Source organism: Streptomyces cupreus, assembly GCF_014257025.1.
Lineage (GTDB): Bacteria > Actinomycetota > Actinomycetes > Streptomycetales > Streptomycetaceae > Streptomyces > Streptomyces cupreus.
Genome location: NZ_JACMSF010000012.1, coordinates 102,924 through 129,433 on the forward strand (window position 1 = coordinate 102,924; position 26,510 = coordinate 129,433).

General features: G+C 73.0%; 22 protein-coding genes and 2 pseudogenes. 12 read left to right on the forward strand and 12 right to left on the reverse strand.

Translation table 11 applies throughout. The features are described from left to right. Positions 1 to 138: 138 nt before the first annotated feature. Entirely contained in the window at positions 139 to 1,023 is an 885-nt protein-coding gene (locus H4N64_RS13935) for an RNA polymerase sigma-70 factor (RefSeq protein WP_186282599.1), read from the reverse strand. Between the two features lie 181 nt (positions 1,024 to 1,204). On the opposite strand from H4N64_RS13935, the gene H4N64_RS13940 reads away from it, so the two are divergent. After that, complete coding sequence (locus H4N64_RS13940) at positions 1,205 to 2,035, forward strand: alpha/beta fold hydrolase (protein WP_186282600.1); 831 nt, start codon at positions 1,205 to 1,207, stop codon at positions 2,033 to 2,035. An 87-nt stretch (positions 2,036 to 2,122) separates the two neighbouring features. Here the strand turns inward: H4N64_RS13940 and H4N64_RS13945 are convergent. Further along, positions 2,123 to 2,911 (reverse strand): annotated as a pseudogene (locus H4N64_RS13945) (DMT family transporter); the annotation flags it as partial. Between the two features lie 47 nt (positions 2,912 to 2,958). Between H4N64_RS13945 and pdxR the strand changes: the two are divergent. The 5 genes from pdxR to H4N64_RS13970 all read left to right on the forward strand — a co-directional run bounded on the left by pdxR (position 2,959) and on the right by H4N64_RS13970 (position 11,866). Then, complete coding sequence (gene pdxR / locus H4N64_RS13950) at positions 2,959 to 4,395, forward strand: MocR-like pyridoxine biosynthesis transcription factor PdxR (RefSeq protein ID WP_186282601.1); 1,437 nt, start codon at positions 2,959 to 2,961, stop codon at positions 4,393 to 4,395. 121 nt (positions 4,396 to 4,516) lie between these two features. Continuing rightward, on the forward strand, positions 4,517 to 6,091 hold the full coding sequence (locus tag H4N64_RS13955; protein ID WP_186282602.1) for an alkaline phosphatase D family protein: 1,575 nt from the start codon (positions 4,517 to 4,519) through the stop codon (positions 6,089 to 6,091). A 129-nt stretch (positions 6,092 to 6,220) separates the two neighbouring features. After that, the gene (locus H4N64_RS13960) at positions 6,221 to 7,633 is read left to right on the forward strand and encodes an SWIM zinc finger family protein (RefSeq protein ID WP_186282603.1); all 1,413 of its coding nucleotides are present in this window, start codon (positions 6,221 to 6,223) and stop codon (positions 7,631 to 7,633) included. After that, entirely contained in the window at positions 7,630 to 10,260 is a 2,631-nt protein-coding gene (locus H4N64_RS13965; protein WP_186282604.1) for a DUF7824 domain-containing protein, read from the forward strand. Before H4N64_RS13960 ends, H4N64_RS13965 begins: the two co-directional genes overlap by 4 nt. Before the next feature lie 196 nt (positions 10,261 to 10,456). Continuing rightward, positions 10,457 to 11,866: a GNAT family N-acetyltransferase gene (locus tag H4N64_RS13970; RefSeq protein WP_260859719.1), complete on the forward strand. Its 1,410-nt coding sequence runs from the start codon at positions 10,457 to 10,459 to the stop codon at positions 11,864 to 11,866. Here the strand turns inward: H4N64_RS13970 and H4N64_RS13975 are convergent. Continuing rightward, positions 11,863 to 13,086 carry a trans-sulfuration enzyme family protein gene (locus H4N64_RS13975; protein WP_186282606.1) on the reverse strand — a complete coding sequence of 408 codons (1,224 nt, stop codon included), beginning with the start codon at positions 13,084 to 13,086 and terminating at the stop codon, positions 11,863 to 11,865. The genes H4N64_RS13970 and H4N64_RS13975 overlap by 4 nt on opposite strands. A 60-nt stretch (positions 13,087 to 13,146) precedes the next feature. Here H4N64_RS13975 and H4N64_RS13980 point away from each other — a divergent pair, with 60 nt between their 5' ends. After that, positions 13,147 to 13,638, forward strand: coding sequence for an AsnC family transcriptional regulator (locus tag H4N64_RS13980; protein ID WP_186282607.1), 492 nt, complete (start codon positions 13,147 to 13,149; stop codon positions 13,636 to 13,638). 32 nt (positions 13,639 to 13,670) lie between these two features. Further along, positions 13,671 to 15,359 carry a DUF885 domain-containing protein gene (locus H4N64_RS13985; RefSeq protein WP_186282608.1) on the forward strand — a complete coding sequence of 563 codons (1,689 nt, stop codon included), beginning with the start codon at positions 13,671 to 13,673 and terminating at the stop codon, positions 15,357 to 15,359. Positions 15,360 to 15,369: 10 nt separating this feature from the next. Here H4N64_RS13985 and H4N64_RS45055 read toward each other — a convergent pair. The 3 genes and pseudogenes from H4N64_RS45055 to H4N64_RS13995 all read right to left on the reverse strand — a co-directional run. Beyond that, positions 15,370 to 15,471, reverse strand: a pseudogene (locus H4N64_RS45055) (SDR family oxidoreductase); the annotation flags it as partial. Positions 15,472 to 15,484: 13 nt separating this feature from the next. Beyond that, positions 15,485 to 15,988, reverse strand: coding sequence for an immunity 21 family protein (locus H4N64_RS13990; RefSeq protein ID WP_186282609.1), 504 nt, complete (start codon positions 15,986 to 15,988; stop codon positions 15,485 to 15,487). Between the two features lie 80 nt (positions 15,989 to 16,068). Next, on the reverse strand, positions 16,069 to 16,551 hold the full coding sequence (locus H4N64_RS13995; protein ID WP_186282610.1) for a rhodanese-like domain-containing protein: 483 nt from the start codon (positions 16,549 to 16,551) through the stop codon (positions 16,069 to 16,071). A 123-nt stretch (positions 16,552 to 16,674) separates the two neighbouring features. Here H4N64_RS13995 and H4N64_RS14000 point away from each other — a divergent pair, with 123 nt between their 5' ends. Continuing rightward, on the forward strand, positions 16,675 to 17,121 hold the full coding sequence (locus H4N64_RS14000) for an Lrp/AsnC family transcriptional regulator (RefSeq protein WP_186282611.1): 447 nt from the start codon (positions 16,675 to 16,677) through the stop codon (positions 17,119 to 17,121). Here H4N64_RS14000 and H4N64_RS14005 read toward each other — a convergent pair. The 5 genes from H4N64_RS14005 to H4N64_RS14025 form a co-directional block, all read right to left on the reverse strand. Beyond that, positions 17,115 to 20,108, reverse strand: coding sequence for an AAA family ATPase (locus H4N64_RS14005; RefSeq protein ID WP_186282612.1), 2,994 nt, complete (start codon positions 20,106 to 20,108; stop codon positions 17,115 to 17,117). The genes H4N64_RS14000 and H4N64_RS14005 overlap by 7 nt on opposite strands. Beyond that, positions 20,105 to 21,268 carry an exonuclease SbcCD subunit D gene (locus tag H4N64_RS14010; RefSeq protein ID WP_186282613.1) on the reverse strand — a complete coding sequence of 388 codons (1,164 nt, stop codon included), beginning with the start codon at positions 21,266 to 21,268 and terminating at the stop codon, positions 20,105 to 20,107. The genes H4N64_RS14005 and H4N64_RS14010 overlap by 4 nt, the downstream gene beginning before the upstream one ends. A gap of 99 nt (positions 21,269 to 21,367) precedes the next feature. After that, a complete protein-coding gene (locus H4N64_RS14015; RefSeq protein ID WP_186282614.1) occupies positions 21,368 to 21,994 on the reverse strand; it encodes a YigZ family protein in 627 nt (208 codons plus the stop codon). Positions 21,995 to 22,019: 25 nt separating this feature from the next. After that, positions 22,020 to 22,562 (reverse strand): SixA phosphatase family protein, encoded by a 543-nt coding sequence (locus H4N64_RS14020; RefSeq protein WP_186282615.1) that lies wholly within the window; start codon positions 22,560 to 22,562, stop codon positions 22,020 to 22,022. Next, positions 22,559 to 23,284, reverse strand: a complete 726-nt coding sequence (locus H4N64_RS14025) for a hypothetical protein (RefSeq protein ID WP_186282616.1) — start codon at positions 23,282 to 23,284, stop codon at positions 22,559 to 22,561. Before H4N64_RS14025 ends, H4N64_RS14020 begins: the two co-directional genes overlap by 4 nt. A 192-nt stretch (positions 23,285 to 23,476) precedes the next feature. Here H4N64_RS14025 and H4N64_RS14030 point away from each other — a divergent pair, with 192 nt between their 5' ends. The 3 genes from H4N64_RS14030 to H4N64_RS14040 all read left to right on the forward strand — a co-directional run bounded on the left by H4N64_RS14030 (position 23,477) and on the right by H4N64_RS14040 (position 26,088). After that, the gene (locus tag H4N64_RS14030) at positions 23,477 to 23,884 is read left to right on the forward strand and encodes a CoA-binding protein (RefSeq protein WP_186282617.1); all 408 of its coding nucleotides are present in this window, start codon (positions 23,477 to 23,479) and stop codon (positions 23,882 to 23,884) included. 64 nt (positions 23,885 to 23,948) lie between these two features. Further along, entirely contained in the window at positions 23,949 to 24,857 is a 909-nt protein-coding gene (locus H4N64_RS14035; RefSeq protein WP_186282618.1) for a formylglycine-generating enzyme family protein, read from the forward strand. 7 nt (positions 24,858 to 24,864) lie between these two features. After that, positions 24,865 to 26,088: a 4-hydroxybenzoate 3-monooxygenase gene (locus H4N64_RS14040; RefSeq protein WP_186282619.1), complete on the forward strand. Its 1,224-nt coding sequence runs from the start codon at positions 24,865 to 24,867 to the stop codon at positions 26,086 to 26,088. 15 nt (positions 26,089 to 26,103) lie between these two features. Here the strand turns inward: H4N64_RS14040 and H4N64_RS14045 are convergent, their stop codons facing one another. After that, the gene (locus H4N64_RS14045) at positions 26,104 to 26,463 is read right to left on the reverse strand and encodes an ArsR/SmtB family transcription factor (protein ID WP_186282620.1); all 360 of its coding nucleotides are present in this window, start codon (positions 26,461 to 26,463) and stop codon (positions 26,104 to 26,106) included. Positions 26,464 to 26,510 lie beyond the last annotated feature (47 nt).

Here is a 26,510-nt window from a genome sequence, read left to right on the forward strand (position 1 = left end):
CGTGGTCCGGCAGCGTTTTAGCGCCTTGTTTATTAAAGGTTGTTGCACTTCTCTGCGACCATAGGGCGGCCCCCACCCTTGGTCAATACCAATCCTCGATCCCTTGTGCGCACTGCGTAGGAGGCTTGAGGACGGCGCCTAGTCGAGGTCCAAGGACCGCAGCTTGTCGGGGTTGCGGATGACGTAGATCGACTGGATGTGGCCGTCCAGGATCTCCAACTGGAAGACACTGTCGGGCCTGCCGTCGGCCAGGGCGAGCAGGGCGGGGCCGCCGTTGACCTCCAGGAAGCGGAACGAGGCTTCGGGTACGCCCTTGTCCGCGGCGGCGACGAGGAAGCGGCCCACCTTCTCCGCACTCTCCACGACCCGCAAGGGGGCCCGGGACTTGCCGCCGCTGTCGCCGACGAGGCGCACGTCCGGGGCGAGCAGCGACATGAGTCCCTCCAGGTCACCCTCGGACGCGGCGGCAAGGAAACGTTCGGTCAGGTCGCGGCGCTCGACGGGGTCGACGTCGTAGCGGGGCCGCCGCTCGTCGACGTGCCGGCGCGCCCGTCCCGCCAGTTGGCGTACCGCGGGCTCGCCCCGGTCGAGCATCGAGGCGATGTCCGCGTAGGGGTAGCCGAAGGCCTCCCTGAGCACGAACACCGCCCGCTCCAGCAGCGACAGCGACTCCAGGACGACGAGGACGGCGAGGGAGACGGTGTCGGCGAGCACGGCCCGTTCGGCGGTGTCCGGAACGGTGTCGCCGAAATCGGTGACGTACGGCTCCGGCAGCCAGGGCCCGACGTACGCCTCGTTGCGCGCCTTGACCTGGCGCAGCCGGTCGATGGCCAGGCGGGTCGTGACGCGCACCAGGAAACCGCGCGGGTCGCGCACCTCGCCGCGGTCCGCGCCCGTCCAGCGCAGCCAGGCCTCCTGGACCACGTCCTCCGCGTCGGCGACGCGTCCGAGCATGCGGTACGCGACTTCCAGGAGGACGGGGCGATGCTCTTCGAAGACGTCGGTCACGGTGTCGGTGCTCACGGCACCATCCCAACCGACCTGTCAGGTCGTGTCCAGGCGAGGCATCGCAGACGCAAAGAACAGCGCTCGAATCGCGCCGAGTCTCGGCCTCCGTTCGAGTGCACATCTGGGGTCTACCCGCCGGTAGCAATTGCTGACAAGCTGTCTACGGCGTCCGACGAGTCCCAGACGAGGAGCACCCATGTCCGCCACCGTCTCCTTCGAGGTCCCCTCCCCAGGGGGCCCGCGGTCCGTGACCCTCTCCTACGCGCGCGTGGGTCGCGGTGAACCGCTGCTCCTGCTGCACGGCATAGGTCACCACCGGCAGGCCTGGGACCCGGTGCTGGACATCCTCGCGACCGAGCGTGACGTGATCGCCGTCGATCTGCCCGGGTTCGGCGCGTCCCCGGCGCTGCCCGAAGGGCTCCCGCACGACCTGCCCACGATGACCGCCACGCTCGGCGCCCTGTGCGAGGCACTGGAGATCGAGCGACCGCATGTGGCGGGCAACTCGCTGGGCGGCCTGCTCGCCCTGGAGCTCGGCCGGGAGAAGCTCGTACGGTCCGTCACCGCGCTGTCCCCCGCCGGGTTCTGGACGCAGGCCGAACGCCGTTACGCCTTCACCCTGTTGCTGTCGATGCGGCGGATCGCCCAGAGCATGCCGCTGCCGCTGGTGCGGCGACTGTCCCTCTCGGCGGCCGGGCGCACCGCCCTGACGAGCACCATCTACGCCCGGCCCGGCCGCCGTTCACCCGAGGCCGTGGTCGCCGAGACGCTGGCCCTCGCGCACGCCACGGGCTTTGCCGAGACCCTCCGGGCCGGGAACACGGTCCAGTTCACCGACGACCTCCCCGGTCTCCCGGTCACCGTGGCCTGGGGCAGCAAGGACCGGGTGCTGATCCGCCGCCAGGGGGTCCGTGCCAAGCAGATCATCCCCCGGGCCCGGTTGATCCGGCTGCCCGGCTGCGGCCACGTCCCGATGAACGACGACCCCGCGCTCGTCGCGCGCGTCGTCCTCGACGGCAGCCGCTGACCCACGCCGGGCCAACGCGCCGGAGCCCAGGGCGACTCCGGCGCCGACCAGGGCGCTGCCCGCGGCCTGTGCGGCGCCGTAGGAGCCCGTGCCGACCAGCGGCGCGGTGCAGGCCGCGGCGACCGGGATGAGGCCGGAGAACAGCGTCGCGCGCTCCGCGCCGATCCGCTGCATGCCCATGTACCAGCACACGAAGCCGATCACGGTGACGATCACCGCCTGCCACAGCAGCGCCGCCGTCTCCGTGGCGTCCGGCCGCCGCAGCCACCCGGTGCCGTCGGCGAGCAGTCCGGCCACCGCGGACTCGACGGCGGCGACACCGCACACCGTGGCGGACAGCAGCCGCGGGCCCAGCGGGCGCAGCACGGGCACGGCGAGGACGGCGAACCCGACCTCGCCGACCAGCGCGCACACCGAGAAGGCGATGCCCGCGCCGTCCGTTCGGCCCCAGCCCTGGACGGTCAGTGCGCCGACGGCGACAAGTGTGGCCCCGTACAGCACGACCCGTTGCGGACAGCGCCCGTCCAGGAGCGGGACGACGACGGCCACGACCACGGGCGCGCAGCCCACCAGTACGCCGGGGACGGCCGGTTCCGCCGTGCGTTCGGCGGCGATGACGGCCAGGTTGAAGCCGACCATGCCGACGGCCGCGAGCAGTGACAGGCGCACCCATTGACGGGCGGTGAGCGCTCGCAGCCTGGCCGCGGAGCCCCGGCCCGCGAGCGGCACGAGCAGCAGACAGGCCAGGCCGTAGCGCAGGAACTGGCCGCCCGCGTACGGATAGTCGCCGAGGACGCTGTTGGCGGTGAAGGACCCTCCGACGAGGACACAGGCGAGCGCGGCGAGCAGGGCCCCGCGCGTGGTGGTGGCGTTCATGGCACCGACGCTAGGAAGCGAGGCGGTCCGGATTAAGGTCCACTTTCATGACGGTGTCACAGACCAATCCGGATGGGCACGAGGGCGCGGACGGTGGCTCGGCCGCGTGGGAACTGTTGCTGCCGGCCGCCTCCGCGCCGGCACGCGCGCGTGGGCGGGCGTTGCAGGCGGCGTTGCGGGAGGCGGTGCGGTCCGGGCGGCTCGCGCCGGGGACGCGGCTGCCGTCGAGTCGGGACCTCGCCGCCGACCTCGGTGTGTCGCGCGGGCTGATCACCGAGGCGTACGAGCAGCTCACGGCGGAGGGCTATCTGCGCAGTGGCCGAGGGGCGGGGACCTGGGTGGGCGGTGCCGTACGGTCGGCACCGCCACGCGCGCGTGACCTCGCGCCGCGCTCCCCGGGCGCCCGGGCCGACTTCGTGCCCGGGACGCCCGACCTGTCGCTGTTCCCGCGCGCCGCCTGGGCCGCGGCACAGCGGGGCGTACTGGCCGAGCTGCCGCACCAGGACCTCGGGTATCCCGATCCGCGCGGGCTGCCCCGGCTCCGTACGGCGCTGGCCGAACTGCTGGCCCGGCGCCGGGGCGTGGTCGCGGACCCGGAGCGGCTCGTGGTCGTCTCCGGAGTGGCGCAGGCGACGACGCTGCTCGGTTTCGCGCTGCACGCGCGCGGGATGCGCACGGTCGGCGTCGAGGACCCGGGCAGTCCCCAGCACAACGCGCTCTACGCCGCCGCGGGCGTCACCACCGTGCCGTTGCCCCTGGACGACGAGGGGCTCGCCCTCGACCCACTGCGGACCTCGGGCGTACGGGCCGTCGTGACGACCCCCGCCCACCAGTACCCGACCGGGATCGCGTACTCCGCGCGGCGCCGCGCCGAACTCCTGGACTGGGCACGGTCCGTGGACGGATTCGTCCTGGAGGACGACTACGACGGCGACTTCCGCTACGACCGCGCTCCCGTGGGCGCGCTCCAGGGCCTGGACCCGGAGCGCGTCGCCTACGCGGGCTCGGTCAGCAAGTCGCTCGCGCCGGGACTGCGGCTGGGGTGGCTGCTGGTCCCGGAGGGGCTGGCCGACGAGGTCGTCGAGCGCAAACGGACGATGGATCTCGGCCATCCCACGCTCGACCAGGCACTGTTCGCCCGGTTCGTGGAGCGCGGTGACTACGACCGGCAGTTGCGCCGCTGCCAGCGCGCCTACCGGGAGCGGCGCGACGCCCTGGTCGCCGCGCTGGAGGAGCACTTCCCGGGCTCCCGGGTGTCGGGCATCGCCGCCGGGCTCCATGTGATCGCCGTACTGCCGAAACGGTTCGGGCCCGAGGAGGACTTCCTGGCGCGCATGGCCGCGGCCGGAGTGGCGGTGCGCCTGCTCGCGGACTGCACGCACGCGCGTGCGGAGCACGACGACGTACGGCTGGTCCTGGGGTACGCGCATCTGTCACCGGCCCGGATCCGGGAGGGCGTGCGGGCCATGGCCGAGGCGGTGTGAACCGGTCATCGGCCCCCTTGTCCCGTCGGTCAGTTGTTCACTTGTGGTTTCCGTGTGCGCTGCGGCGCACCAGTAGTTGTGGCACTGCACACTGGCCGGATCCCGTCCTGGAGGCCCACCCATGTCACACCGTCCGTTCCCCGGCCGCCGCAGTGTTCTGCGCGGCTCGCTCGCCGCCTCCGCGGCCCTGACCCTGCCCACCGCGCTCGGCGCGGCGCCCGCGTTCGCCCTGTCCGGGCGGCCCGAAGCGGGCTGGGGCGTGCAGACGGGCGATGTGACGACGGACTCGGGCCTGGTCTGGGTCCGCTCCGACCGGCCCGCCCGGATGATCGTCGAGACGTCCGCCACCGAGTCGTTCCGCAACCCGCGCAGATGGCACGGACCGCTGCTCGGCGCGGACACCGACTTCACCGGTACGACCCAGCTGCGCGGGCTCCCCTCCGGCGAGCAGATCCACTACCGCGTCCTGCTCGCCGACCCGGACGACCCGCGCCGCACCGGCGAGCCGGTGACCGGCACCTTCCGCACCGCGTCGGTCAAGCGGCGCAGCGGCGTCCGCTTCCTCTGGTCCGGCGATCTCGCCGGGCAGGGCTGGGGCATCAACCCGGACCTCGGCGGCTACCGCATCTACGACACGATGGCCGCCCTCGACCCGGACTTCTTCATCTGCAGCGGTGACAACATCTACGCCGACGGCCCGATCACCTCGGCCGTGACCCTGCCCGACGGCCGGACCTGGCGGAACATCACCACCGAGGAGAAGTCGAAGGTCGCCGAGACGCTGGCGGAGTTCCGCGGCAACTTCCGCTACAACCTGCTCGACGAGAACCTGCGCGCGTTCAACGCCCAGGTCCCCTCCATCGTCCAGTGGGACGACCATGAGGTCACCAACAACTGGTACCCGGGCGAGATCCTCGGCGACGCCCGGTACACCGAGAAGAACGTCGACGTGCTCGCCGCCCGTGCCCGGCAGGCGTTCTCGGAGTACTACCCGATCTCCACGCTGCGCCGCCCCGACGGCCGCGTCTACCGGGCCCAGCACTACGGCCCGCTGCTGGACGTGTTCGTGCTGGACATGCGCACCTACCGCAATGCCAACTCGCCGGACAACCAGACCACCGACCCGGTGGGCATCCTCGGCCGGGAGCAGCTGGAGTGGCTCAAGCGCGAGCTGGCCCGCTCCCGGGCGGTGTGGAAGGTCATCGCCTCCGACATGCCGATCGGCCTGGTCGTGCCGGACACCGGCGACGGCAAGCCGCACATCGAGGCGGTCGCGCAGGGCGACCCGGGGGCCCCGCTCGGCCGTGAGCTCCAGATCGCCGAACTGCTGCGGTTCATCAAGCACCTGCGGATCACCGGCACGGTGTGGCTGACCGCCGACGTCCACTACACCTCGGCCCAGCACTACCAGCCCTCGCGGGCCGCGTTCACCGACTTCGAGCCGTTCTGGGAGTTCGTCTCGGGTCCGCTCAACGCGGGCGGCTTCCCGGCCAACGCGCTCGACAACACCTTCGGCCCGGAGCGGGTGTTCCTGAAGGCCCCGACCGTCGCCAACGTCTCCCCCGCCCAGGGCTACCAGTTCTTCGGCGAGGTCGACATCGACGGCGACAGCGGCGAGCTGACGGTACGGCTGCGCGATCAGGACAGCACCGTGCTGTTCACGCAGGTGCTCCAGCCGGGGCGGGTCGGCCAGTAACCGGCGTAGTCTTCAAGGGTGTCGCGCACCGGCGTCATCCCCCGGCGCGCGGCACCTTCAACTCGGCCTCGTTGAGCGCGTTTTCGCAGGTCGGAGCCGATTGTCAGTGGTCGCGTCTACGGTTTTTCCATGACGCGATCACTGCAGGCAGTGGCCTATCGCCGACCCTCCGTGCTGGACTCCACCGCGGACGGCCGACGCCTGGGGCTTGAGACCTCACGGGGTGCGACGCCCACCGGCACCACCGACCATCCCCGTTTCTTCGCCGGGTTCCTGACGGCACCTCAGGCCGCCTCCGCCGGGCTGCTGGCGGTGGCCGACGTGGCGGCCGCGCGGTACTACCAGCGGCAGTTGCGCGCCTCGCTGGACCCGGTGGTGACCGGCAACGGCGACCGGCTGCGCTTCGAGTCGTTCTCCGGCTGCGGCGGGGTGTATGCCCGTCTGGACGTGCTCACGGCGGGCCTGGACGGCGACGAGGTGGGCCACGGCACGACGAACGTGGACGTCAACAACCCGCTGCGCGAGGCCCTTTCGAGGATCGGCACGGACGATCCGCTGCACATGCGGGTCGGACCCGACGACCTGACGGTGACCACGCTCGACGGCCCGGTCGTCGAGAAGAAGGTCCCGCTCCCCGACCGCTGGCTGCGCGGTTTCGCGGAGTCCCAGGTGATCGCCGCCGGCTTCGACCTGCGCGCCGAACTGCCCGCCGCCGAGGCGGTGCGGTTCCTGCGCGCGCTGCCGAAGGCCGGAGCCCGCGGCGCCGTGGGAGGTCCGCGCTGGCTGGTCCCGGCGGGCCGCGCACTGCGCCCGACCACCCGCGCGGTGCCCGGCGCGGTCTGTCTGCCCGGCCCGGAGCGCCTCATCGCGCTCCAGCGGGTGCTCCGGCACGCCACGACCCTGCGGATCTACGGCCCCCCGGTCGGGGCGGGCTCGGCGGCGACCGCCAGTGCCTGGGAAATGGTGCTGCCGGGCATGCGGCTCACCCTCACCCTGTCGCCCGACGCCTCCCGTGGCTTCTCCGGCGAGGGCGGCGTCCTCGACGCGCTCGCCACCGACGAGGCCGCCGGGGACGCGGAGCTGATCTCGGTGCTCCTCGCCTGGGAGCCGCGCATCGACGTCACCGACCTCGCCGCCGCCTCGGGCCTCACCCCCGAGCGCGTGCGCGCGGCTCTGGTCCGCCTCGGCACCTCGGGCCGGGTCGGCTACGACACCGCGGAGGCGGCCTACTTCCACCGGGAGCTGCCCTACGACTCCGCGCGCGTGGAGCGGCACAACCCCAGACTGCGCTCCGCCCAGGCGCTGGTGGCGGCGGGCGCGGTCGCCCTGGACGGCGCCCTCGGCACGGTGACCGCGGAGGACGGCCATGTGCACCGGGTGCGGGACGAGGCGGGCGTGCTCACCTGCACATGCCTGTGGTGGGCGAAGTACCGGGGCGGGCGCGGACCCTGCAAGCACGCCCTGGCGGTACGGATGGTGCGGCGCGGCGCCGCGGCGGAGCAGGGGACGGAAAAGGCACGAGTCGACGGGGGTGTGCGATGAGTTCGCTGATGGACGCGGTACGGGCGGGGCGGATCGCCGAGGTGACGAGCCTGCTGGACGGGATGACGGATGCCGAAAGGCGGGCCTGCTTCCCCGAGCTGAAGGCACTGCGCAAGGAGCTGCGCCCGGACCGCTGGAGCGAGCGGGGGCGTCAGGTCCTGCCCGCCCTGCATCTGGCCGGCGCGGCCTGCCAGACCGGTGCGGCGGCCGTGGCGAACTGGCTGGCGGCCACCGACTTCATCTGGGCGCCCGCGTCACCGGCCCGGCTGATCGACACCCTCGCCGACCGGGACCTCGCCTGGATCGCCGATGTCACGCATCGGCTCGCCCAGCGTCCGGTCAGCGCGCGCGTGCCCTTCGATCTGATGACGGGCCTGGTACGGCTGTCCGCCTGCCCGGTGCCCACCACCACCGCGTACGTCCAGGGCTGGCTGATGCACATCGGCAGCACCTGGGCGCGCTCGAGCTCCGTCGTCGACCGACTCCGTCAGGAGCCGCATCTGGCGGAGCTCGTGGCCGCGCTGTTCGAGATCGACGACATCGGCTCGGTGTTCGGATGGGTGGCCGGCGAGGGGCGCAACAGCTGGCCCGCCTCCCTCGCCCGCCTCACCGAGGAAGGCGCCCTGGACCGGAAGTCGATGCTGGACGGGTGCGCGGCCCGCCTGCTGCGGGGCGGCCGGGCGTCCGATGTCCGGGTGTTCCTCCAGCTGTTGCGGGCGCTGGCCCCGACCCGTGCGGAGGAGCGGGAGCGGGTGGCCGACTGGACGGCGCTCGCCGCGGACGCCGCCTCACCGGTCGCCGCGCACGCCCAGTCGGTACTGGCCGGACTTGCCCTGGACGGCGAACTCCCGCCCCGGCGGCTGGCGGAGATGTCGGAGTCGGTGCTGTTCCGCACCGAGAAGAAGCTGCTGCGGGCCCAGCTCGTGCTGCTCGGCAAGGTCCTCGCCAAGGACGCGGGCGGCGTCGACGAGTTGCTCCCCGCCCTGGCACAGGCCCTCGGGCACATGGACTCCGAAGTGCAGGAGCGTGCGGTCAAGCTGGTGGAGCGGCACGCGCCGAGGATCGGCGACCCGGGAGTGCGTGACGTGCTCGCCGCCGGCGCCGAACAGCTGAGCCCCGTCCTGCGTGCGCGGGTGGCCAAGGCCCTGGGCGTAGGCCTGGTCCCGGCGTCGGCGGAGGCGTACGAAGAGGCGCTGCCAGCGGTGCCGGTGCCGCTTCGCCTCTCGCCCGCTCCGGAGTCGGCAACCGAACTCGCCGAAGAAGTAGGGGCGTTGCTGGCCGGAGCCGCCGATGACGTGGCCGCCTTCGAGCGCACCCTCGACGGCCTGGTGCGCCACGCCCACCAGGATCCGGGCGCCCTGCGGGAAGCCCTCGAACCGGTGGCGAGCCGACTGCACTGGTTCACCGCCGCCACCGTCCATCCGAGCGACTTCTTCGGCCACCGCCATCTGGAGCTCATCCTCGCGGCGCTGCTGAGAAAGACACCGGGTGGCGGGTTCCGTACGCCGCTGCGGGACCCGCTGTCCGTGGCAGGCTGCATCCACAGTCCCCTGGGCCAGGCCTTCAACGCCCGCATATGGGAGATCGCCCACCGTATCCACGCCGATCCCCCGCCCTTCCTCCTCTCCACACCCACCTGGAGCACCGGCATCCTCGAACCGGACGAGCTGGTGGCCCGACTCGACGCCTACCGCGAACTGGGCGTCCGGGCGACGCCCACCGACTTCGCGCAGGCGCTGCTCCGGGTCCGGCGCCAGGACCGTGCGGGGGCCGAGGCGGCCGCGGAGCGCGCGGCGGCGCTGGGCACACCCGAGGGCACCCGGCTCGCACAGTGGCTCACCGCCGAGGGACCGGCCCTGCCACCCGTGACACTGCGCACCGCGGGCCCCCGAGTCCTGCTGGAGTTCGGCGAACTCGAAGAGCTGCAGCGGGACTTCCCGCCGGACTTCCGCCCCCTGGGCAGGCCCGTGTCCGTCTACCGCGAACACTGGCGCTGCTACCACTGGGACGCCGACCTGCGGCCGCACTGGACGGCCCTGCTGCCCGAGCAGCGCGAACTGGTGGCGGTCCGGCTGCTGCGGGACTTCTCTTCGCTGGCCGTGGACGACACCCGGGGAGCCGCCGAGATCCTTCCCCGGCTCGCCGAGTCGGACGGTGCCGCGGGTCCTGCCCTGCACCTGGGCCTCGCGTACGCGCTCGGCGCGCGGCACGAGGAGGACCGGCTCGCCGCCGTGGACGCCCTGCTGGTGCTGGCCGCGCGTGGACAGCTCGACGCCGAGCGGCTGGGCGCCGACCTCGGGGAGCTGATGGGCAGCGGGACGGTCAAGCCGGCGCGGCTGGTGGAGTCCGTGCGGACGGCGGCGGCCACCGGGGCGAACGCCACCATTTGGGGGATACTCCGGCACACCCTGCCCGCCCTGCTCGCCGGCCTCACCGGCGAACGGCCGCCTGCCCCGCCACGCGGGCTGCCGGATCTGCTGGCCGTGGCCGCGGACTGCGCCGAGCGGTCCGGTGCGCGGGGCGATGTGCCGCACCTGGCGCAGACGGCCGACCGGCGTGGCTCCTCCCGGCTGGTGTCCCAGGCCCGTCGGCTCCGCAGCACGCTGGTGCTGGAGGTGGCCGCCTGACGTAGTCCCGTACGCCGTACGTCCACACCCCGGCGTGGACACCGGCGGCGACCAGGCAGGACACGAGTCGCCCGGCGTCGGCAACACAACCGCAAAAGAAGCGACAAAAGGTGCAGAAGCGATCTTTACCGCCCGGTCACAAAGCGTTCGTGATCACGCAACACCGTTCCTTCACAGTGGCTGCATGAGTCGAGACATGTCTGATGTGACGCGTGCGAAGCACGGCCGTCCCGTCCACCACTGGCGGCGGGACGTCATCGAACTCGCCGCGCTCTTCACGGCGGTCGCGGTGGCGGACGCCGTGGCCAATCTGGTCGGGCACGGCCCGGACGGACCGGAGCTGCTGCTGGTGTCGGCGGTCGTGCTGATCGCCACGGCCGCGTTCCACACATGGTGGTCACGCCGCCACGGCCACGCACCGCCGACCGACGATACCGGTGCCCGGCCCGTCGCTGAGCGGCAGGCCGGGCCGTCGGACCCTTCGCCGCAGTCGCAGCCGGCCGAGGTCACCCCCGGCGAGAGCACACTGTGGCGGATGCGGACGACCGTGAAGGACGAGCCGGGATCCCTGGCCGCGCTGTGCACGGCCCTCGCCGAGCGGCGGGTCGACATCCTGAGCCTGCAGACCCATCCGCTGGGCGACGGCACGGTGGACGAGTTCCTGCTGCGCGCTCCGGGCGAGTTGGCGGTCGCCGAGATCACCCGGGCCGTTTCCCGGGCGGGCGGCGCGAGCACCTGGATCGAGCGCGCCGACGCCCATGACCTGGTGGACGCGCCGACCCGGGTGCTGGGCCTCGCCACCCGGACCGCCCTGGACGCGGCGGAACTGCCGCTCGCGCTCCGGCAGTTGCTGGGCCGCTGCACGATCCGCCAGCTGCCCGCCGCGCCGATCGGCGGACGGGCGCCGGAGGGCGTTCCCGTGGAGGGCGTCCTGGAGGACACCGTGATGCGGCTGCGGGCACCGGAAGGCGGAGTGATCACCGTGGAGCGGCCGTATCTGCCGTTCACGCCCACCGAGTTCGCGCGAGCGCGGGCCCTGGTGGAGCTGGACGCCAGGCTCGGTCCGCGCGTGCCGCACAGCCAGGTCGAACTGAGACTGCCGGAAGGCAGCGACATCACCGTGCGCCGGGCGGACAGGGGTGATGTCGAGGCCGCGAAGGCCATGCACGAGCGGTGCTCGGCGCGGACGTTGAGCATGCGGTACCACGGGCCGGTCGGTGACGCGGACCGGTACCTGAACCACCTCCTCAGCCCGCGGTTCGGGCGGACGCTTGCCGTGCAGACGGCGTCGGGGCGGATCGTCGGACTCGGTCACCTCCTGTGGGACGGTGACGAGACCGAGGTCGCGCTGATCGTCGAGGACGCGTGGCAGCGACGCGGGATCGGCGCGGAGTTGCTCCGCAGGTTGGTGGGGATGGCTGTTGAGGCCGGGTGCGAGAGTGTGTACGCGGTGACTCAGTCGTCCAACACCGGGATGGTGGCCGCGATGCGGGGGCTTGGGCTTCCTCTCGACTATCAGATCGAGGAAGGCACGCTGGTCATCACTGCCAGGCTCGCCTCCCAGGTGCCAGTGGGCCTGGAAGAGGCGACACGCCGTAGGAGCTAATGCCGGCCGGCCACAGCGGGTTCGTTGTGGCCGGTCGCGCCCCGCGGCGGAGCCGCAGATCGAGGCAGCCCCGCGCCCCTGCCGGGGTTCCCGCCCAGGGCGCTGTCCAGATCCGCCCACAGATCTTCCACGTCCTCCAGGCCCACCGACATCCTCAGCAACCGGTCGCTCACCCCGGCGTCCCTGCGGTCGTCCGCGTTCACGATGCGGTGGCTGATGGAGGCCGGGTGCTGGATGAGGGTGTCCACGCTGCCGAGGCTGACCGCCGGGGTGATCAGGCGGACCGCGGCGATGACCTCGTGGGGGTCTCCGGCCACCTCGAAGGCGACCATCGCTCCGCCGATGCCCGGGTAGTGGACCCGGGTCACACGCGGGTCGGCGGCCAGGCGGTGGGCCAGTTCGGCGGCGGTCGCGGAGGCCGCGCGGACCCGCACCGGGAGCGTGGACAGACCGCGCAGCAGGAGGTAGCCGGCGAGCGGGTGCAGGACTCCGCCGGTGGCGAACCGTATCTGCCGTAGGCGTCCGGCCAACTCCTCGTCGCAGGCCACCACGCCCGCCATCACGTCGCCGTGGCCGCCGAGGTACTTGGTCGCGCTGTGCAGCACCAGACGCGCCCCCTGCTCGGCGGGGCGCTGGAGCACCGGGGTGGCGAAGGTGTTGTCCGCGAGCAGCGGGACCGAGCCACAGGCGTGGGCGACGGCGCGCAGGTCGACCTCGGCGAGGGTCGGGTTGGCCGGGGACTCCACCATCACCAGACCGGTGTCGGGGCGCAGCGCGTCCGCGAGGCCGGCCGGATCGGTCCAGGTCACCTCCGAGCCGAGCAGCCCGGCGGTCAGCAGGTGGTCGCTGCAGCCGTACAGGGGGCGGACGGCGACGACATGGCGCAGGCCCATCGAGGCCCGTACCAGCAGCACCGCGCTCAGCGCGGCCATGCCACTGGCGAACGCCACCGCCGACTCGGTGCCCTCAAGGCGGGCCAGCGCGGTCTCGAAGCGGGCGACGGTGGGATTGCCGAGGCGTCCGTAGACGGGCGGTCCGTCCGGGTCGGCGCCGGTCTCGGCGAAGGCGTCGATCCGGGCGGCTTCGGCGCGGCTGTCGTAGGAGGGGTAAGTCGTGGACAGGTCGATCGGCGGGGCGTGCAGGCCCAGTCCCGCGAGGTCGTCGCGGCCGGCGTGCACGGCCTCGGTGGCCAGAGCTCTTGAGCGCACAGGGGTCTCCATGGGCGGAAGAGTGAACGTCGACCGGGTCACAGGAGGCGAACGCCGTGCTACGTTCGGCCAGTGGCCGAATCTGTCGTACTGGATCCGGTGGATCTTCACCTGTTGCGGCTGTTGCAGAACGACGCCCGGACGACGTACCGGGACCTCGCCGCGCAGGTCGGGGTCGCACCGTCGACCTGCCTTGACCGGGTGACCCGGCTGCGGCGGGCCGGGGTGATTCTCGGCCATCAATTGCGGCTGGACCCGGCGAAGCTCGGGCGCGGCCTGGAGGCCCTGCTGTCCGTGCAGGTCAGACCGCACCGGCGGGAGTTGGTGGGGCCGTTCGTGGACCGGATCCGGGCCCTGCCGGAGTCGCGGACCGTCTTCCATCTCACCGGTCCCGACGACTACCTGGTCCATGTCGCGGTGGCGGACATGGCCGATCTCCAGCGGCTGGTTCTGGACGAGTTCACCTCGCGTCGGGAAGTGGCGCGTGTGGAGACCCGGTTGATCTTCCAGCAGTGGGACTGCGGCCCCCTGCTGCCGCCTTCGCCCTCGGCTCAATCCGGGTGACGCGCGGCGGGCGTCGTACGAGGATGGTCCGCATGTCAGAGACCAAGAGCCCGCTGCCCCGCGAGGTCGCCGACGCCTATGTCGACGACGTCATCGCCCTCGATCCCGTGACCGGTACGTATCTCGGCGTGAAGGAGAGTTCGAGCCGACTGCCCGACCTCTCGCCCGCCGGCCAGGAAGCGCTGGCGGAGCTGGCGCGGGTGACGCTGGCGCGGCTCGACGAGGCCGAGCGACAGCCCGGCGCGGACAGTGACATCGAGCGCCGATGCGCACGCCTGCTGCGTGAGCGGCTGACCGCCGAACTCGCCGTGCACGAGGCCGACGAGGGCCTGCGCGCGGTCGGCAACCTGGGCACGCCCGCGCACTCCGTGCGGGAGATCTTCGCCATCACCCCGGCCGAGACCGAGGAGGACTGGGCGGCCCTGGCCGAGCGGCTGCGCGCGGTCCCGGCCGCGCTGGCCGGCTATCGCGAGTCCCTCACGCTGGGCCTGGAGCGCAAGCTGTACGCGGCACCGCGTCCGACGGCCACCTTCCTTGAGCAGCTCACCGAGTGGGCGGACACCGGTGAGGGCCGGGGCTGGTTCGAGGACTTCGCCGCGGCGGGTCCCGAGGCGCTGCGCGGCGAGCTGGACAAGGCGGCGCGCGGGGCGACCGCGGCCGTGGTGGAGCTGCGGGACTGGATGCGGGACGTGTACGCGCCGGCCGTCGACGGCGCCCCGAACACCGTGGGCCGGGAGCGCTACGCCCGGCTCGCCCGCTACTTCAACGGCACCGATCTCGACCTGGACGAGGCGTACGCGTACGGCTGGTCCGAGTTTCACCGCCTGCTCGGCGAGATGAAGCGGGAGGCGGAGAGGATCCTGCCCGGCGCCGAGACGCCCTGGGTGGCGCTCGCGTACCTCGACGAGCACGGCCGGCACATCGAGGGCGTCGACGAGGTGCGGGCCTGGCTCCAGGGGCTGATGGACCGGGCGATCGAGGAGCTGGACGGCACGCACTTCGAACTCGCCGAGCGAGTGCGGAGGGTGGAGTCCTGCATCGCCCCGCCCGGCGGCGCGGCGGCCCCGTACTACACCGGGCCGAGCGAGGACTTCACCCGTCCGGGCCGCACCTGGCTGCCGACGATGGGGCTGACCCGCTTCCCGGTGTACGACCTGGTGTCGACCTGGTACCACGAGGGAGTTCCGGGTCATCACCTCCAGCTCGCGCAGTGGGTGCACGTCACGGAGAGCCTCTCCCGTTACCAGGCCACCATCGGCCAGGTCAGCGCCAACTGCGAGGGCTGGGCGCTGTACGCGGAGCGTCTGATGGACGAGCTCGGCTTCCTCACGGACCCGGAGGAGCGGCTCGGCTATCTCGACGCGCAGATGATGCGCGCGGCTCGCGTCATCGTCGACATCGGCATGCATCTGGAGCTGGAGATCCCGGCGGACTCGCCGTTCCACCCGGGTGAGCGCTGGACGCCGGAGCTGGCCGAGGAGTTCTTCGGGGCGCACAGCAGCCGCCCGGCGGAGTTCGTGGAGAGCGAGCTGACCCGTTATCTGACGATTCCGGGCCAGGCGATCGGCTACAAGCTGGGCGAGCGGGCCTGGTTGCTGGGCCGCGAGAAGGCGCGCGAGCGCCACGGCGACGCCTTCGACCTCAAGGCCTGGCACATGGCGGCCCTCTCGCAGGGCTCGCTGGGCCTGGACGACCTGGTCGACGAACTCGCCCAGCTCTGAGCCGGTTCGGGCGGCGGAAGCCGCCCTCCGATTCGATCACCTGACCGGTGCCCCGGCCCGCCTCGTCGGTCGCGAGCCGCGCGATGAGGCGGGCGGGGTCGTCCGGCACGCCCGGCGGCCGCGTATTACTGTGCCAGCGGCCGGAGTTGGACCAGCCCGAGCCAGGTCTCCGGGCCGGGACGGGCCCAGGCCGCGCGGACCGCGTACGGTCCCGGGGTCAGCGCGACGCGCAGGGGGTCGGCCTGTCCGGTCTCGGTGCCGGGCCAGGCGGAGTCGAAGAGCAGCACGGGGCCCGGCACCTTCCAGCGCATCTCCTCGCCCCACTCAGCGGTGGCGAGGGCGGTCGGCACTCCGGAGAGGAGTTCGGCCTCGGTGTCGGCGGCGCACCAGCGCACGAAGGTGCCGTGGTCCGGCAGATAGGCGGTGGAGGCGGGTTCGTCACCGAGGACGAGGGCGGCGCTGTCCCCTACCGGGAGCAGGCCGACGGGTCCGTCGAGTTCGCAGGCCCGGTCGTAGTCGGAGGCGGTCTCGTCGCCGTCGGCGCCCGCCCAGAACGGCAGCACCGTCTCCGGTACCGCTATGAGCGGCCCGCCGCCCGACTCCACCCACTGCACCGTGTGTCGCACCATGGCGCAGAAACCTACACGCACCCCGAGCGCACAAGTTCGGTGTCCCCGACACCTTTTTGTACGAGGCCTGCGTGCTGCCGTCAGCAGCCGCAGTCCTCGCTGTCGACCGGCGCGGTCAGCGGGTCGGCGACGCGGCGGGCGGGGCCCTCCCAGGTCTCGTACCCGAAGCCCTCGCGCGCCCAGTACTCGAAGCCGCCGAGCATCTCCTTGACCTGGAAGCCGAGTTCGGCGAGGGCGAGGGCGGCCCGGGTGGCGCCGTTGCAGCCGGGGCCCCAGCAGTAGGTGACGACGGGCACGGACCTGTCGAGGAGCTGCTCGGCCTGCTCGGGGATGAGCGCGGTCGGCAGGTGGATCGCGCCGGGGATGTGGCCCTGGTCCCAGGACTCGGTGGACCGGGAGTCCAGGACGACGAACCCCGGGTCCCCGTCGGCGGCGAGCGCGGCGGCGACGTCGGACACATCGGCGTGGAAGACCAGGCTTGCGCGGAAGTAGGCGGCGGCCGCGGCCGGGTCCGCCGGGGCCACGCGCAGGACGGGGTTGACGGCGGTGGTGACACTGCTCATGGTCGGGCCCTTCTGTGGCGGCTTCCGATGACCGGAAATCTACGCCCCGAAGATCAACTTCCTGAAGGGGCAATCCCCGGCGCTCCTCTTGATCGGCCGGGGAATCCCCTGTTAGCTCGTGGCATGACCACGTATTCACCGGACGCCACCGACTGGCGCATCCTCGATGTCCTCCAGCGCGAGGGCCGGGCCAGCTTCGCCGAGCTGGCGCGGGCCGTGTCGATGTCCGCGAGCGCGGTCACCGAGCGGGTGCGCAGGCTGGAGGAGGCCGGTGTCATCCAGGGGTACTCCGCCGTCGTGGCCCCGGAGCGGCTGGGCATGCCGATCCTTGCGTTCGTACGGCTGCGCTACCCGAACGGCAACTACAAGCCGTTCCACGACCTGGTCGCCGTGACGCCGGAGATCCTGGAGGCGCACCATGTCACCGGCGATGACTGCTTCGTGATCAAGGTCACGGCGCGCTCCATGCGGCACCTGGAGGAGGTCTCGGGGAAGATCGGCGCGCTGGGGTCGGTCACGACGAGTGTCGTCTACTCCTCGCCGCTTCCCCGCCGCCCGCTCAGTCAGTGACCCCGCTGCCGCAGCGTCGACCCCGACCGTCCCTTCACGACCTCCAGCTGGGCGTGGATGCGCCGCCGCAGATCGGCGACGTGGCTGACGATGCCGACGCTGCGATCGCGATCCCGCAGGGAGTCGAGGACGTCGAGGACCTCGTCGAGGGTCTGGTCGTCGAGGCTGCCGAAGCCCTCGTCGATGAAGAGGGTGTCCAGACGGACCCCGCCGGCCTCGTCGGTGACGACGTCCGCGAGGCCGAGGGCGAGGGCCAGCGAGGCGAAGAACGTCTCACCACCGGAGAGCGTCGCCGTGTCCCGCTCCCGCCCGGTCCAGGCGTCGACGACATGCAGTCCGAGTCCACTGCGGCCGCGTCCGGCTCGGTCGTCGGAGTGGACGAGGGTGTAGCGGCCGGACGACATGCGGCGCAGCCGTACGGTCGCGGCGGCGGCCACCTGCTCCAGACGGGCGGCGAGGACATAGGACTCCAGGCGCATCTTGCGCTCGTTGTCCGCCGAAGTGCCCGCGGTGAGCGCGGCCATGCGCGCCACCCGGTCGTACTGGGCGCGCAGCGGCGCGAGCCGCCGTACGCCGTGCGTCGACCGGGCGGAGAGCCGGTCGAGTTCGGTGCAGCGCCGGTCGGCGGCGTCCCGCGCGGAGGCGGCCTCCCGCAGCCGCCGGCCCGCCTCGGCGGCGGCTTCTTCCGCCGCGGCCAGGTCGGCGGGCGGTCGCTGGGCGGCGGCCGTGGTGTCGGCCTCGGCGAGCACGGTTCGTACGGCGGACTCCTCGGCCTGCCAGGCGTCCAGGCGCCGTTGGAGTTCGCGGTGAGCGGTGTCGTCGAGGAGGGCGTCGGCGGCGGCCTGCGGTGTTTCGAAGCCCGCGCGGAACGCGGCGTCGGCCAGGCGCGCGTCGGCGTCCTTGAGCCGCTGCGCGCTGTCCTCGGCGGCGCGGGCGCTGTCGGCGGCGTCGGTGAGCAGCGCGACCTGGCGTTCCAGCTGGGTGGCGCGGGCGGCCACACTGTCCAGGCTGCCGCGCGCCTCGGTCAACTCCGCTTCCAGGGCGGCCCGTTCACGGTCGAGGCGTTCGCGATGGCCGCCCCGTTCGGCGGTCCTGACCTGCGCCTGCTGCCGTGCCGTCACCCGCCGCTCGTGCTCCTGTTCGGCGCGGCGCAGCTCCTCCTGCGAAGGATGCAGCGCGGAGGCGTCGCGGCGGGCCTCGGTGAAGAGCCGCTCCAACTCCGCGACCTCGTCGGCGAGTTTCGCGGTGGGCGTGTCACCGGCCTCGGCGGTGGCGGCGGCCAGCGCCTCGCGGACGACGCCGAGGTGCCGCTCCCGCTCGGCCTGGCGCTCCTCCGCGGCCTGGTAGGCGGCGAGCGCCTGCTCCTCGGCCGCGCGGTCGATGTGTCCGGCGTCCTTGCGGGCGGGCGCGGGGTGTTCGGTGGCGCCGCAGACGGCGCAGGGCTCGCCGTCGGACAACTGGGCCGCGAGTTCGGCCGCGATGCCGTTCAGACGGCGCTCCTTCACCTCCAGCCAGTGCTCCTTGGCGGTCAGCGTCTCTTCCTGGGCGCGACGGGCCCGGTCGGCGGCGGTGTCGGTGTCCCCCGCCAACTGGTCCCGCATCCGGGCCGCCTTGAGCCGATTGGCCGCGGGCTCCCGCTGTACGGCGAGCTGTTCGGCGCGGGTGGCGGCCTCCTGGGCGCTGTCGATCCGCGCCTGAAGTCCCGCGCGCGTCCCGTCCCACCCGGCGAGCCAGGCGTCGGCTTCCTGGAGGACGTCCTCGTCGGCCCGCTCCTGGCGGTCCAACCCGGTGCGCTCTTCGGCGAGTTCGGCCAGCCGCCGCTCGGCTCGGCGGGCCGACTCCAGGCCGCCCAGCTCCTCGGCGGCCCGGCGCGCCGCGGTCGCGAGCCCGGCGGCACCGGCGTCGGCGAAGGTGTCCGGCAGCAGGCCACACGCACGTGCCCGAGCGGCAGACGCCCGCCGGTGTTCGGCGTCGGCGGCGTCCCGCAGCTCCAGAGCGGGGGCCACCGCCTCGGCCTTGCGGGCCCGCTCCATCCTTGCCTGCGTCTCGCGGTGACCGTCGGCCCGCTCCGCAAGCAGCCGCGCCCGCTCCCGCGCCTCGGCGAACCTCTGCTGCAAACGGGCGGTTTCGCGTACGTCGGCCAGGGTGCGCTCGGCCGCAGCCTGGGCGGACTCGGCGGCGGCGAGGCGGCAGTGGGCGACGGTCAGCTCTTCGCGGGCGGTGCTGCGGGCCACGGCGGCGGCGCTCAGGACGGCCTCGGCGAGCCCCGGTTCGCCCGGTGTCAGCTCGGGCAGCTCCATGGTGCCGCCCGCCGCCTGCTGCATACGGTGCGCGTCGGCCAGCAGCGCCGCGTCGCCCTCGCGCACCTCCGCCTCGGCCGCCCGCCGACGCTCGGCGAGCCGCTTCTCCACCTCGGCGAAGCGGTGGGTGTCGAAGAGCCGGCCGAGCAGCCGGCCGCGCGCCTCGGCGTCGGCGCGCAGAAAGCGCGCGAAGTCCCCCTGGGGCAACAGGACGACCTGGCAGAACTGTTCACGGCTCATGCCGAGCAGCTGGGTGACCTCCTCGCCGATCTCCTGGTGGGAGCGGCTGAGGTCCTTCCAGGCGCCGGTCGTGGCGTCGTACTCGCGCAGCCGGCTCTGCGCCTTGTCCAAGGTCGTGCCCGAGCCACGCTTCTTGGGGCGCTCCCAGGGCGGCTGCCGGGTGATCTCCAACCGGCGTCCGGCGACGGTGAGTTCGAGGCAGACCTCGGTGCGCGTGCCGGGCGCGGCGTGGTCGCTGCGCAGCGCGAGGCCCTGTCCGCTGCTCTGCCGGGCGCCGGGCACCGCGCCGTACAGCGCGTAACAGACGGCGTCCAGGACGGAGGTCTTCCCGGCGCCGGTCGGTCCGTGCAGCAGGAACAGCCCGGCCGCGGACAGATCGTCGAAGTCGACGCTCCGGGACCCGCCGAAGGGCCCGAAGGCCGTGATGTCGAGCCGGTGCAGCCTCACGGGGCCACCTCCCGCACCACCGCGTCCGCACGCACAGTGTCGAACGCGTCCCGCAGCACGCCCCGCTCGTCCTCGTCCGGCCCGGCGCCACGCACATGGGCGACGAAGTCCTCGGCGATCTGCTGGTCACTGCGCCCGGCCAGCCGACGGGCGTAGGACACGTCCGGATCGTCGGGAGCCCGGTCGGGGTCGAAGACCAGACTCAGGGTGTGCGGGAAGCGCTCGGTGAGCCGGGCCATGGGGTCGGACGGGCGGACCGCGTCGGTCAGCGTGGCCTCGACCCAGGCGTCCTCGTGCCGGACGAGAGCGGGATCGGCGAGAAGTTCCTCCAGCGCCCCCCGGATCCGGGCGAGCGCGCGCGGGGCGAGGCAGTCGATCCGCTCGGCGGTCACGGCACCGTCGGCGTCCAGGTCGACCAGCCACATGCTCTTGCTGTGGTCGGCCTCCGAGAAGGAGTACGCCAGCGGGGAGCCGGAGTAGCGCACGCGCTCGGTGATGGTCTGGCAGCCGTGCAGATGCCCGAGCGCCGTGTAGTCGACGCCGTCGAAGACGCCGGCCGGCACCGCGGCCACCCCGCCGACGGTGATGTCCCGCTCGCTGTCGCTGGCCTCGCCGCCGGTGACGAAGGCGTGCGCCAGGACGACGGAACGCGTGCCACGCGCGCGTGCGGCGAGATCGGCGCGGACCCGGTCCATCGCGGCGACCAGCACCGCCTCGTGCCCCGGCTTGTCCACCCTGAACTCGTCCTTCACCAGGGCGGGTTCGAGATACGGCAGCCCGTAGAAGGCCACATCGCCATGCGCGTCGGTCAGCACCACCGGCGTCCCGCACGCCGACGGCTCGGTGCGCAGATGGATGCCCGCGCGGTCGATCAGCCCGGCGCCGACCCCGAGCCGACGGGCCGAGTCGTGGTTGCCGGAGATCATCATGGTGGGCACACCGAGGTCGGCGAGGCGGTGCAGGGCGTCGTCGAACAACTCCACGGCGGCGAGCGGCGGCACCGCGCGGTCGTACACGTCTCCCGACACGACCACCGCGTCCACCTCGCGCTCGCGCACGGTGGTGACGAGGTGGCCGATGAACTCGGCCTGGGCGCCGAGCATGTTCACACGGTGGAACGCCCGGCCCAGATGCCAGTCGGAAGTGTGCAGGAGCCTCATGATCCCCGAAGACTAACGGCCGGGTCTGACATCACGGGCGGTTACTCCCGTATCGGCCCGTCATGACCGCACCGGGGAGCGTCCGTTACGCCCGTTGCGTCACGCGTCGCCGTATGCCTCCCCACCCAGTTCGAACCCGGCGGTCCCGGCCGTGACGTCGGCCAGCCATGCGCGGAAGGCGTCCACGTCGGCGTCCGGCAGGCCGATCTCGATGGTGACGGCCTCGCCGTAAAGCACGTCCCGGACCTCGCGGCCGGTGGCGCGCAGATCGTTCTGGATCTTGCCGGCGCGCTGGTGGTCGACGGTCACGGTGGCGAGGCGGAAGCGGCGGCGGGTGATCGTGCCCAGGCTGTCCAGGGCCTCGCCGACGGCGCCGCCGTAGGCCCTGATGAGGCCGCCCGCGCCGAGCTTGACGCCGCCGTAGTAGCGGGTGACGACGGCGACGACGTACCGCATGTCGCGGCGCAGCAGCATCTGGAGCATGGGGACGCCGGCGGTGCCGCCCGGTTCACCGTCGTCGCTCGCCTTCTGGACCGAGGCGTCGGCGCCGATGACGTAGGCGTAGCAGTTGTGGGTGGCGTCGGCGTGCTCCTTGCGGACGGCCGCGACGAAGTCCTGGGCCTCCTGTTCGGTGGCCGCCGGGGCGAGGGCGCACAGGAAGCGGGAGCGGTTGACCTCGGTCTCGTGCACGCCCGCGTGGGCCACTGTGCGGTACTCGTCCTGCATCCGGCCACCCTATGTCAGGCGCCCGTCAGCGTTTCTTCCCCCGGGGCACGGTGAACCAGGTCAGCAGCGCGGTGCCGGGGGCGAGGGCGTTCCAGTCGGTGCCGCGCCAGGCAAGGACCGCGATGGCCGAGGTGGGGAACTTCACCCGGACCTGCTCCAGGGCATCGTCCAGGCTGTCCCCGGCCAGCTCGGCCACCAGGTCCTCAAGGCCGGGGTTGTGCCCGATCAGCAGCAGCGTCTCCACTTCGGCGGGCGTCTCGTGCACGGCGGCGAGGAGCTCCGGGACGTCGGCCGCGTACAGCTGTGGGTCGTAGCGGACCGGCGGTGGGGTGCCCCACTCGGCGGAGGCCAGTTCCCAGGTCTGGCGGGCGCGTACGGCGGTGGAGCACAGGGCGAGGTCGGGCAGCAGGTCGGCCGCGGCGAGAGCGTGGCCCGCCGCGGGTGCGTCCCGGCGGCCGCGCGGGGCGAGGGGGCGGCGGTGGTCGGGGACGCCTTCGGGCCAGGCCGACTTGGCGTGCCGCAGCACGACCAGTCGGCGCAGCGGGCCGGTCCCGGCGCGCGCGATCATGCGGGGGCTCCCAGGTCGCGGGTGAGGTCGAGCCCGAGCAGCCGGTCGGCGTAGGCGTAGGTCTCGAAGCGGGCGCCGTCCGGCAGGTCCGGGTCGCTCTCGACCCTGGCCAGCAGCCGCAGTACGCCGGGCACGTCCAGGTCGTCCTCCCAGGCGCCGCGCATTTCCGTGCGCACCTCGTCGGGGATGGGCCGCGAGGGGTGCCGGGCCCAGGCGGCGACCGCGTGCCGCCAGCGGACGAGGGTGTCGTGGGCCTCGGTCAGGGCGTCCGTGTCGAGCCGTACGGGCTGGTCCCTGCGCGGGGTGAGCAGGGCGAGGCGCAGGGCGACGGGGTCGGCGCCGGCGAGCGGCGCGGGCGACGCGGCGTGGACGGGCGCGACCGTGACGCGGACGCCGTCCGGGGTCGCGCCGCCCTCCTCCACGACATGGATGACCTGTTTCTCCCCGAGCCCCCGGCCGACCTCACGGCTGTCCTCCAGGGGCCGGATCCCGAGGGCGGCGGCGCCCGCCCGCAGCTCGGGCTGTTCCTGCCCGCCGTGGAGCACGGCCCAGACGGGGGTGCCGCCGAGTTCCAGGGCGCGCACGAGGAGGTCGGTGACGAGGAGCACGCGCAGAGCGCCGGTGTCGAAGCCCGGCGCATGGGCCTCGACGCGGGTCAGACCGCGCCGGGCGGGCGCGGCGTCCACGGGCACGCCCGTTCGGGCGTCGATGATGCGCAGCACTCCCCGAGCCTAGGCGGGCGCGCGCCCGCGCGCAGCACGCGGCGCGTTTTCCGGACAGCGAGGGTCGGCCCACCGTCCCGAGCAACCGCGCATGGGGCCGTGCTCGGGCCCCTCCCGACTCGGTGGGAATCTCCACGCTCCCTTGCCCGTTGAGCGGAGAACAGGCGTGTCATGAGGTCGAGGAGGCCCCCGGTGTACGGCGACGAAGCGATGGTCCGCAAGATCCTCACCGAACTCGGCGACACCTGGGCCGTGGTCGGCCTCTCGTCGAACCGGCGGCGCGCGGCGTACGGCGTCGCCCAGGTGCTCCAGCGCTACGGCAAGCGCGTGGTGCCCGTCCACCCCAAGGCGGAGACAGTGCACGGCGAGCAGGGCTACGCCTCCCTCGCGGACATCCCCTTCGACGTGGACGTCGTCGATGTCTTCGTCAACAGCGAACTCGCGGGGCCGGTGGCCGACGAAGCGGTGGCCAAGGGCGCCAAGGCGGTGTGGTTCCAGCTCGACGTGATCGACGAGGCCGCCTACGCCCGCACCCGGGCGGCCGGCCTGGAGATGGTGATGGACCGCTGCCCGGCCATCGAGATCCCCCTGCTTCGGTGACGCACAAGAACATGGCGTAGACAGGGTCCGCACCCGACGCTCGTCCGTCCCCGAGGAAGAATCGATGCCCGAGCCCCTGTCACCCGCCCGTTGCTGCATGCCGTCGTCCGGGTCCGGCTCGGTCAAGCCGTCGCCGCAGGCCCTTACCGGCCCCGCCTCCACCGAAGGCATGGTCCTGCTCCCCGGCGGCGAGTTCCTCATGGGCGCCGAGGACATCGAGGGCTTCCCGGACGACGCCGAGGGCCCGGTCCGGGCGGTGCGGCTGAAGCCCTTCCGTATCGACGCCCGCGCGGTGACCAACGACGACTTCGCGGGCTTCGTCGCCGATACCGGACACATCACCGACGCCGAGCGCCTGCACTGGTCGTACGTCTTCGCCGGGTTTCTGCCCGCCGCCCTGCGCCGGGGCGCCCCGCGGCCCGAGCAGACGCCCTGGTGGTGCGCGGTCGAAGGCGCGGCCTGGGACCGGCCGGAGGGTCCGGGCAGCGATCTCGCCGGGCGCGGGGACCATCCGGTGGTCCATGTGTCCTGGTACGACGCCGCCGCCTACGCGGCCTGGGCGGGCAAGCGGCTGCCCACCGAGGCCGAGTGGGAGTACGCGGCCCGCGGCGGCCTGGAGCAGCGGCGCTACCCCTGGGGCGACGAACTGGACCCGGACGGCGAATACCGCTGCAACATCTGGCGCGGCACCTTCCCCACCAAGAACACCGCAGCCGACGGCTACCGCGGCACTGCCCCCGTGGACGCCTTCGAGCCCAACGGCTTCGGGCTCTACAACACCTCGGGCAACGTCTGGGAGTGGTGCGCGGACTGGTGGTCGGACGAGCAGGACAGCTCCAAGGTGATCCGCGGCGGCTCCTACATGTGCCACGCGTCCTACTGCAACCGCTACCGCGTGGCCGCCCGCAGCGCCAACACCCCGGACAGCTCCAGTGGCCACGCGGGGTTCCGCTGCGCGCTGAGCGCCACATAATGCCCGGGTGACTTCCGCCACCGCTCACCGCGACTCCGGTGCCGCACAACGCTTTCCGGTCGTCATCGTCGGCGCGGGACCGGCCGGGCTCACCATCGGCAACATCCTGCGCGCCGCCTCCGTGGACTGTCTGGTCCTGGAGATCGAGAGCCGTGAGTTCATCGAACAGCGGCCCCGGGCCGGCGTCCTGGAGGAGTGGGCCGTACGCGGGCTCCAGCAGCGCGGCCTCGCGGAGAACCTGCTGGCGCGCGGGCAGGTGCACAACGAGTGCGAGTTCCGGTTCGCCGGACAGCGCTACCGGTTCGAGTACGCCGAGCTGACAGGACATCACCACTTCGTCTATCCACAGCCGTTGCTGGTGACGGACCTGGTGCGGGAGTACGCGGACGTGCGGGGCGGCGCGATCCGCTTCGGCGTGCGGGACGTGGAGCTGCACGACCTGGAGTCGGACCGCCCGTCGGTGTCGTACACGGACCCCGAGTCGGGCCAACGGCACATCGTGCACTGTGACTTCGTCGCGGGCTGCGACGGAGCGCGCGGGGTGAGCCGTGACGCGCTGCCGCCCGGCCGTGCCCATGTCTCGCGGTACGACTACGGCATCGGCTGGCTGGCGCTGCTCGCCGAGGCGCCGCCGTCCAACGACTGCGTGGTGTTCGGCATGCATCCGCGCGGCTTCGCCGGGCACATGGCCCGCAGCCCCGAGGTGACCCGCTACTACCTGGAGTGCCCGCCGGGCGACGACCCGGAGAACTGGTCCCACGACAGGGTCTGGTCCGAGCTCCAGGAGCGGCTCGGCGCGGCCGGCGCGCCCCGGCTGACCGAGGGGCGGCTGATCGAGAAACGCGTGCTGGACATGCACAGTTACGTCGTGGAGCCCATGGCGTTCGGCCGGCTCTTCCTGGCCGGGGACGCGGCCCATCTCACCGCGCCGATCGCGGCCAAGGGCATGAACCTCGCCCTGCACGACGCCTTCCTGCTCGGCGACGCGTTCGTCGCCCAGCTCACCAGGGGCGACCGGACCGGCCTGTACGGCTACTCGCGGGCCTGCCTCGGCCGGGTCTGGGACTACCAGGAGTTCTCGCAGTGGCTGTCGGAGGTGTACCACGGCACCTCCTCCGGCGACCCGCACCGCGCGGGCACCACCCTGGCCCGGCTGCGCCGCCTGTTCGGCTCCCGTTCGGCGGGGCTGGCGTTCGCGGAGCAGTACCTCGGCAAGAACGCCGACTACTGAGCCGGGAGAAGACTCTCAGTCGTGCAGGGGCCGGTCGCTGAGCCGGTGGTCCGCCACCTTCAGCGCCTCGTCCACCAGCCGCCGCAGATGGCCGTCGCGCAGTGAGTAGATCACCCGGCGGCCTTCCTTGCGTGTGTTCACCAGACCGGCCAGACGCAGCCGCGCCAGATGCTGACTGACGGCGGGCCGGGCCGCTCCGCACGCCTCGGTGAGCGTGCTGACGTCGGCCTCTCCCCTGGTCAGCGCGTGCAGCAGGGTGAGCCGGGTGCGGTCGCCGAGGAGGGCGAGGAGTTCCGCGGCGAGGGCGAACTGGTCCTCGCCGGGGGTGCGCGGATGCGCATCGTGTGCAGGTGATAGGTGCATGCGTGCGCTCATACGCACATAATGGCGTCGTGGACCGGGTAAGTCCACCACCGCCACCG

Bases quoted from the DNA above. Each gene is read 5' to 3' on its own strand.
- pdxR (WP_186282601.1), top strand. From the start codon at position 2,959: ATGACGGTGTCACAGACCAATCCGGATGGGCACGAGGGCGCGGACGGT.
- H4N64_RS14045 (WP_186282620.1), bottom strand. From the start codon at position 26,463: ATGAGCGCACGCATGCACCTATCACCTGCACACGATGCGCATCCGCGC.
- H4N64_RS14000 (WP_186282611.1), top strand. From the start codon at position 16,675: ATGACCACGTATTCACCGGACGCCACCGACTGGCGCATCCTCGATGTC.
- H4N64_RS13995 (WP_186282610.1), bottom strand. From the start codon at position 16,551: ATGAGCAGTGTCACCACCGCCGTCAACCCCGTCCTGCGCGTGGCCCCG.
- H4N64_RS14010 (WP_186282613.1), bottom strand. From the start codon at position 21,268: ATGAGGCTCCTGCACACTTCCGACTGGCATCTGGGCCGGGCGTTCCAC.
- H4N64_RS14035 (WP_186282618.1), top strand. From the start codon at position 23,949: ATGCCCGAGCCCCTGTCACCCGCCCGTTGCTGCATGCCGTCGTCCGGG.
- H4N64_RS14020 (WP_186282615.1), bottom strand. From the start codon at position 22,562: ATGATCGCGCGCGCCGGGACCGGCCCGCTGCGCCGACTGGTCGTGCTG.
- H4N64_RS13955 (WP_186282602.1), top strand. From the start codon at position 4,517: ATGTCACACCGTCCGTTCCCCGGCCGCCGCAGTGTTCTGCGCGGCTCG.
- H4N64_RS13940 (WP_186282600.1), top strand. From the start codon at position 1,205: ATGTCCGCCACCGTCTCCTTCGAGGTCCCCTCCCCAGGGGGCCCGCGG.
- H4N64_RS13985 (WP_186282608.1), top strand. From the start codon at position 13,671: ATGTCAGAGACCAAGAGCCCGCTGCCCCGCGAGGTCGCCGACGCCTAT.
- H4N64_RS13965 (WP_186282604.1), top strand. From the start codon at position 7,630: ATGAGTTCGCTGATGGACGCGGTACGGGCGGGGCGGATCGCCGAGGTG.
- H4N64_RS13960 (WP_186282603.1), top strand. From the start codon at position 6,221: ATGACGCGATCACTGCAGGCAGTGGCCTATCGCCGACCCTCCGTGCTG.
- H4N64_RS13970 (WP_260859719.1), top strand. From the start codon at position 10,457: ATGTCTGATGTGACGCGTGCGAAGCACGGCCGTCCCGTCCACCACTGG.
- H4N64_RS13975 (WP_186282606.1), bottom strand. From the start codon at position 13,086: ATGGAGACCCCTGTGCGCTCAAGAGCTCTGGCCACCGAGGCCGTGCAC.
- H4N64_RS13990 (WP_186282609.1), bottom strand. From the start codon at position 15,988: ATGGTGCGACACACGGTGCAGTGGGTGGAGTCGGGCGGCGGGCCGCTC.
- H4N64_RS14015 (WP_186282614.1), bottom strand. From the start codon at position 21,994: ATGCAGGACGAGTACCGCACAGTGGCCCACGCGGGCGTGCACGAGACC.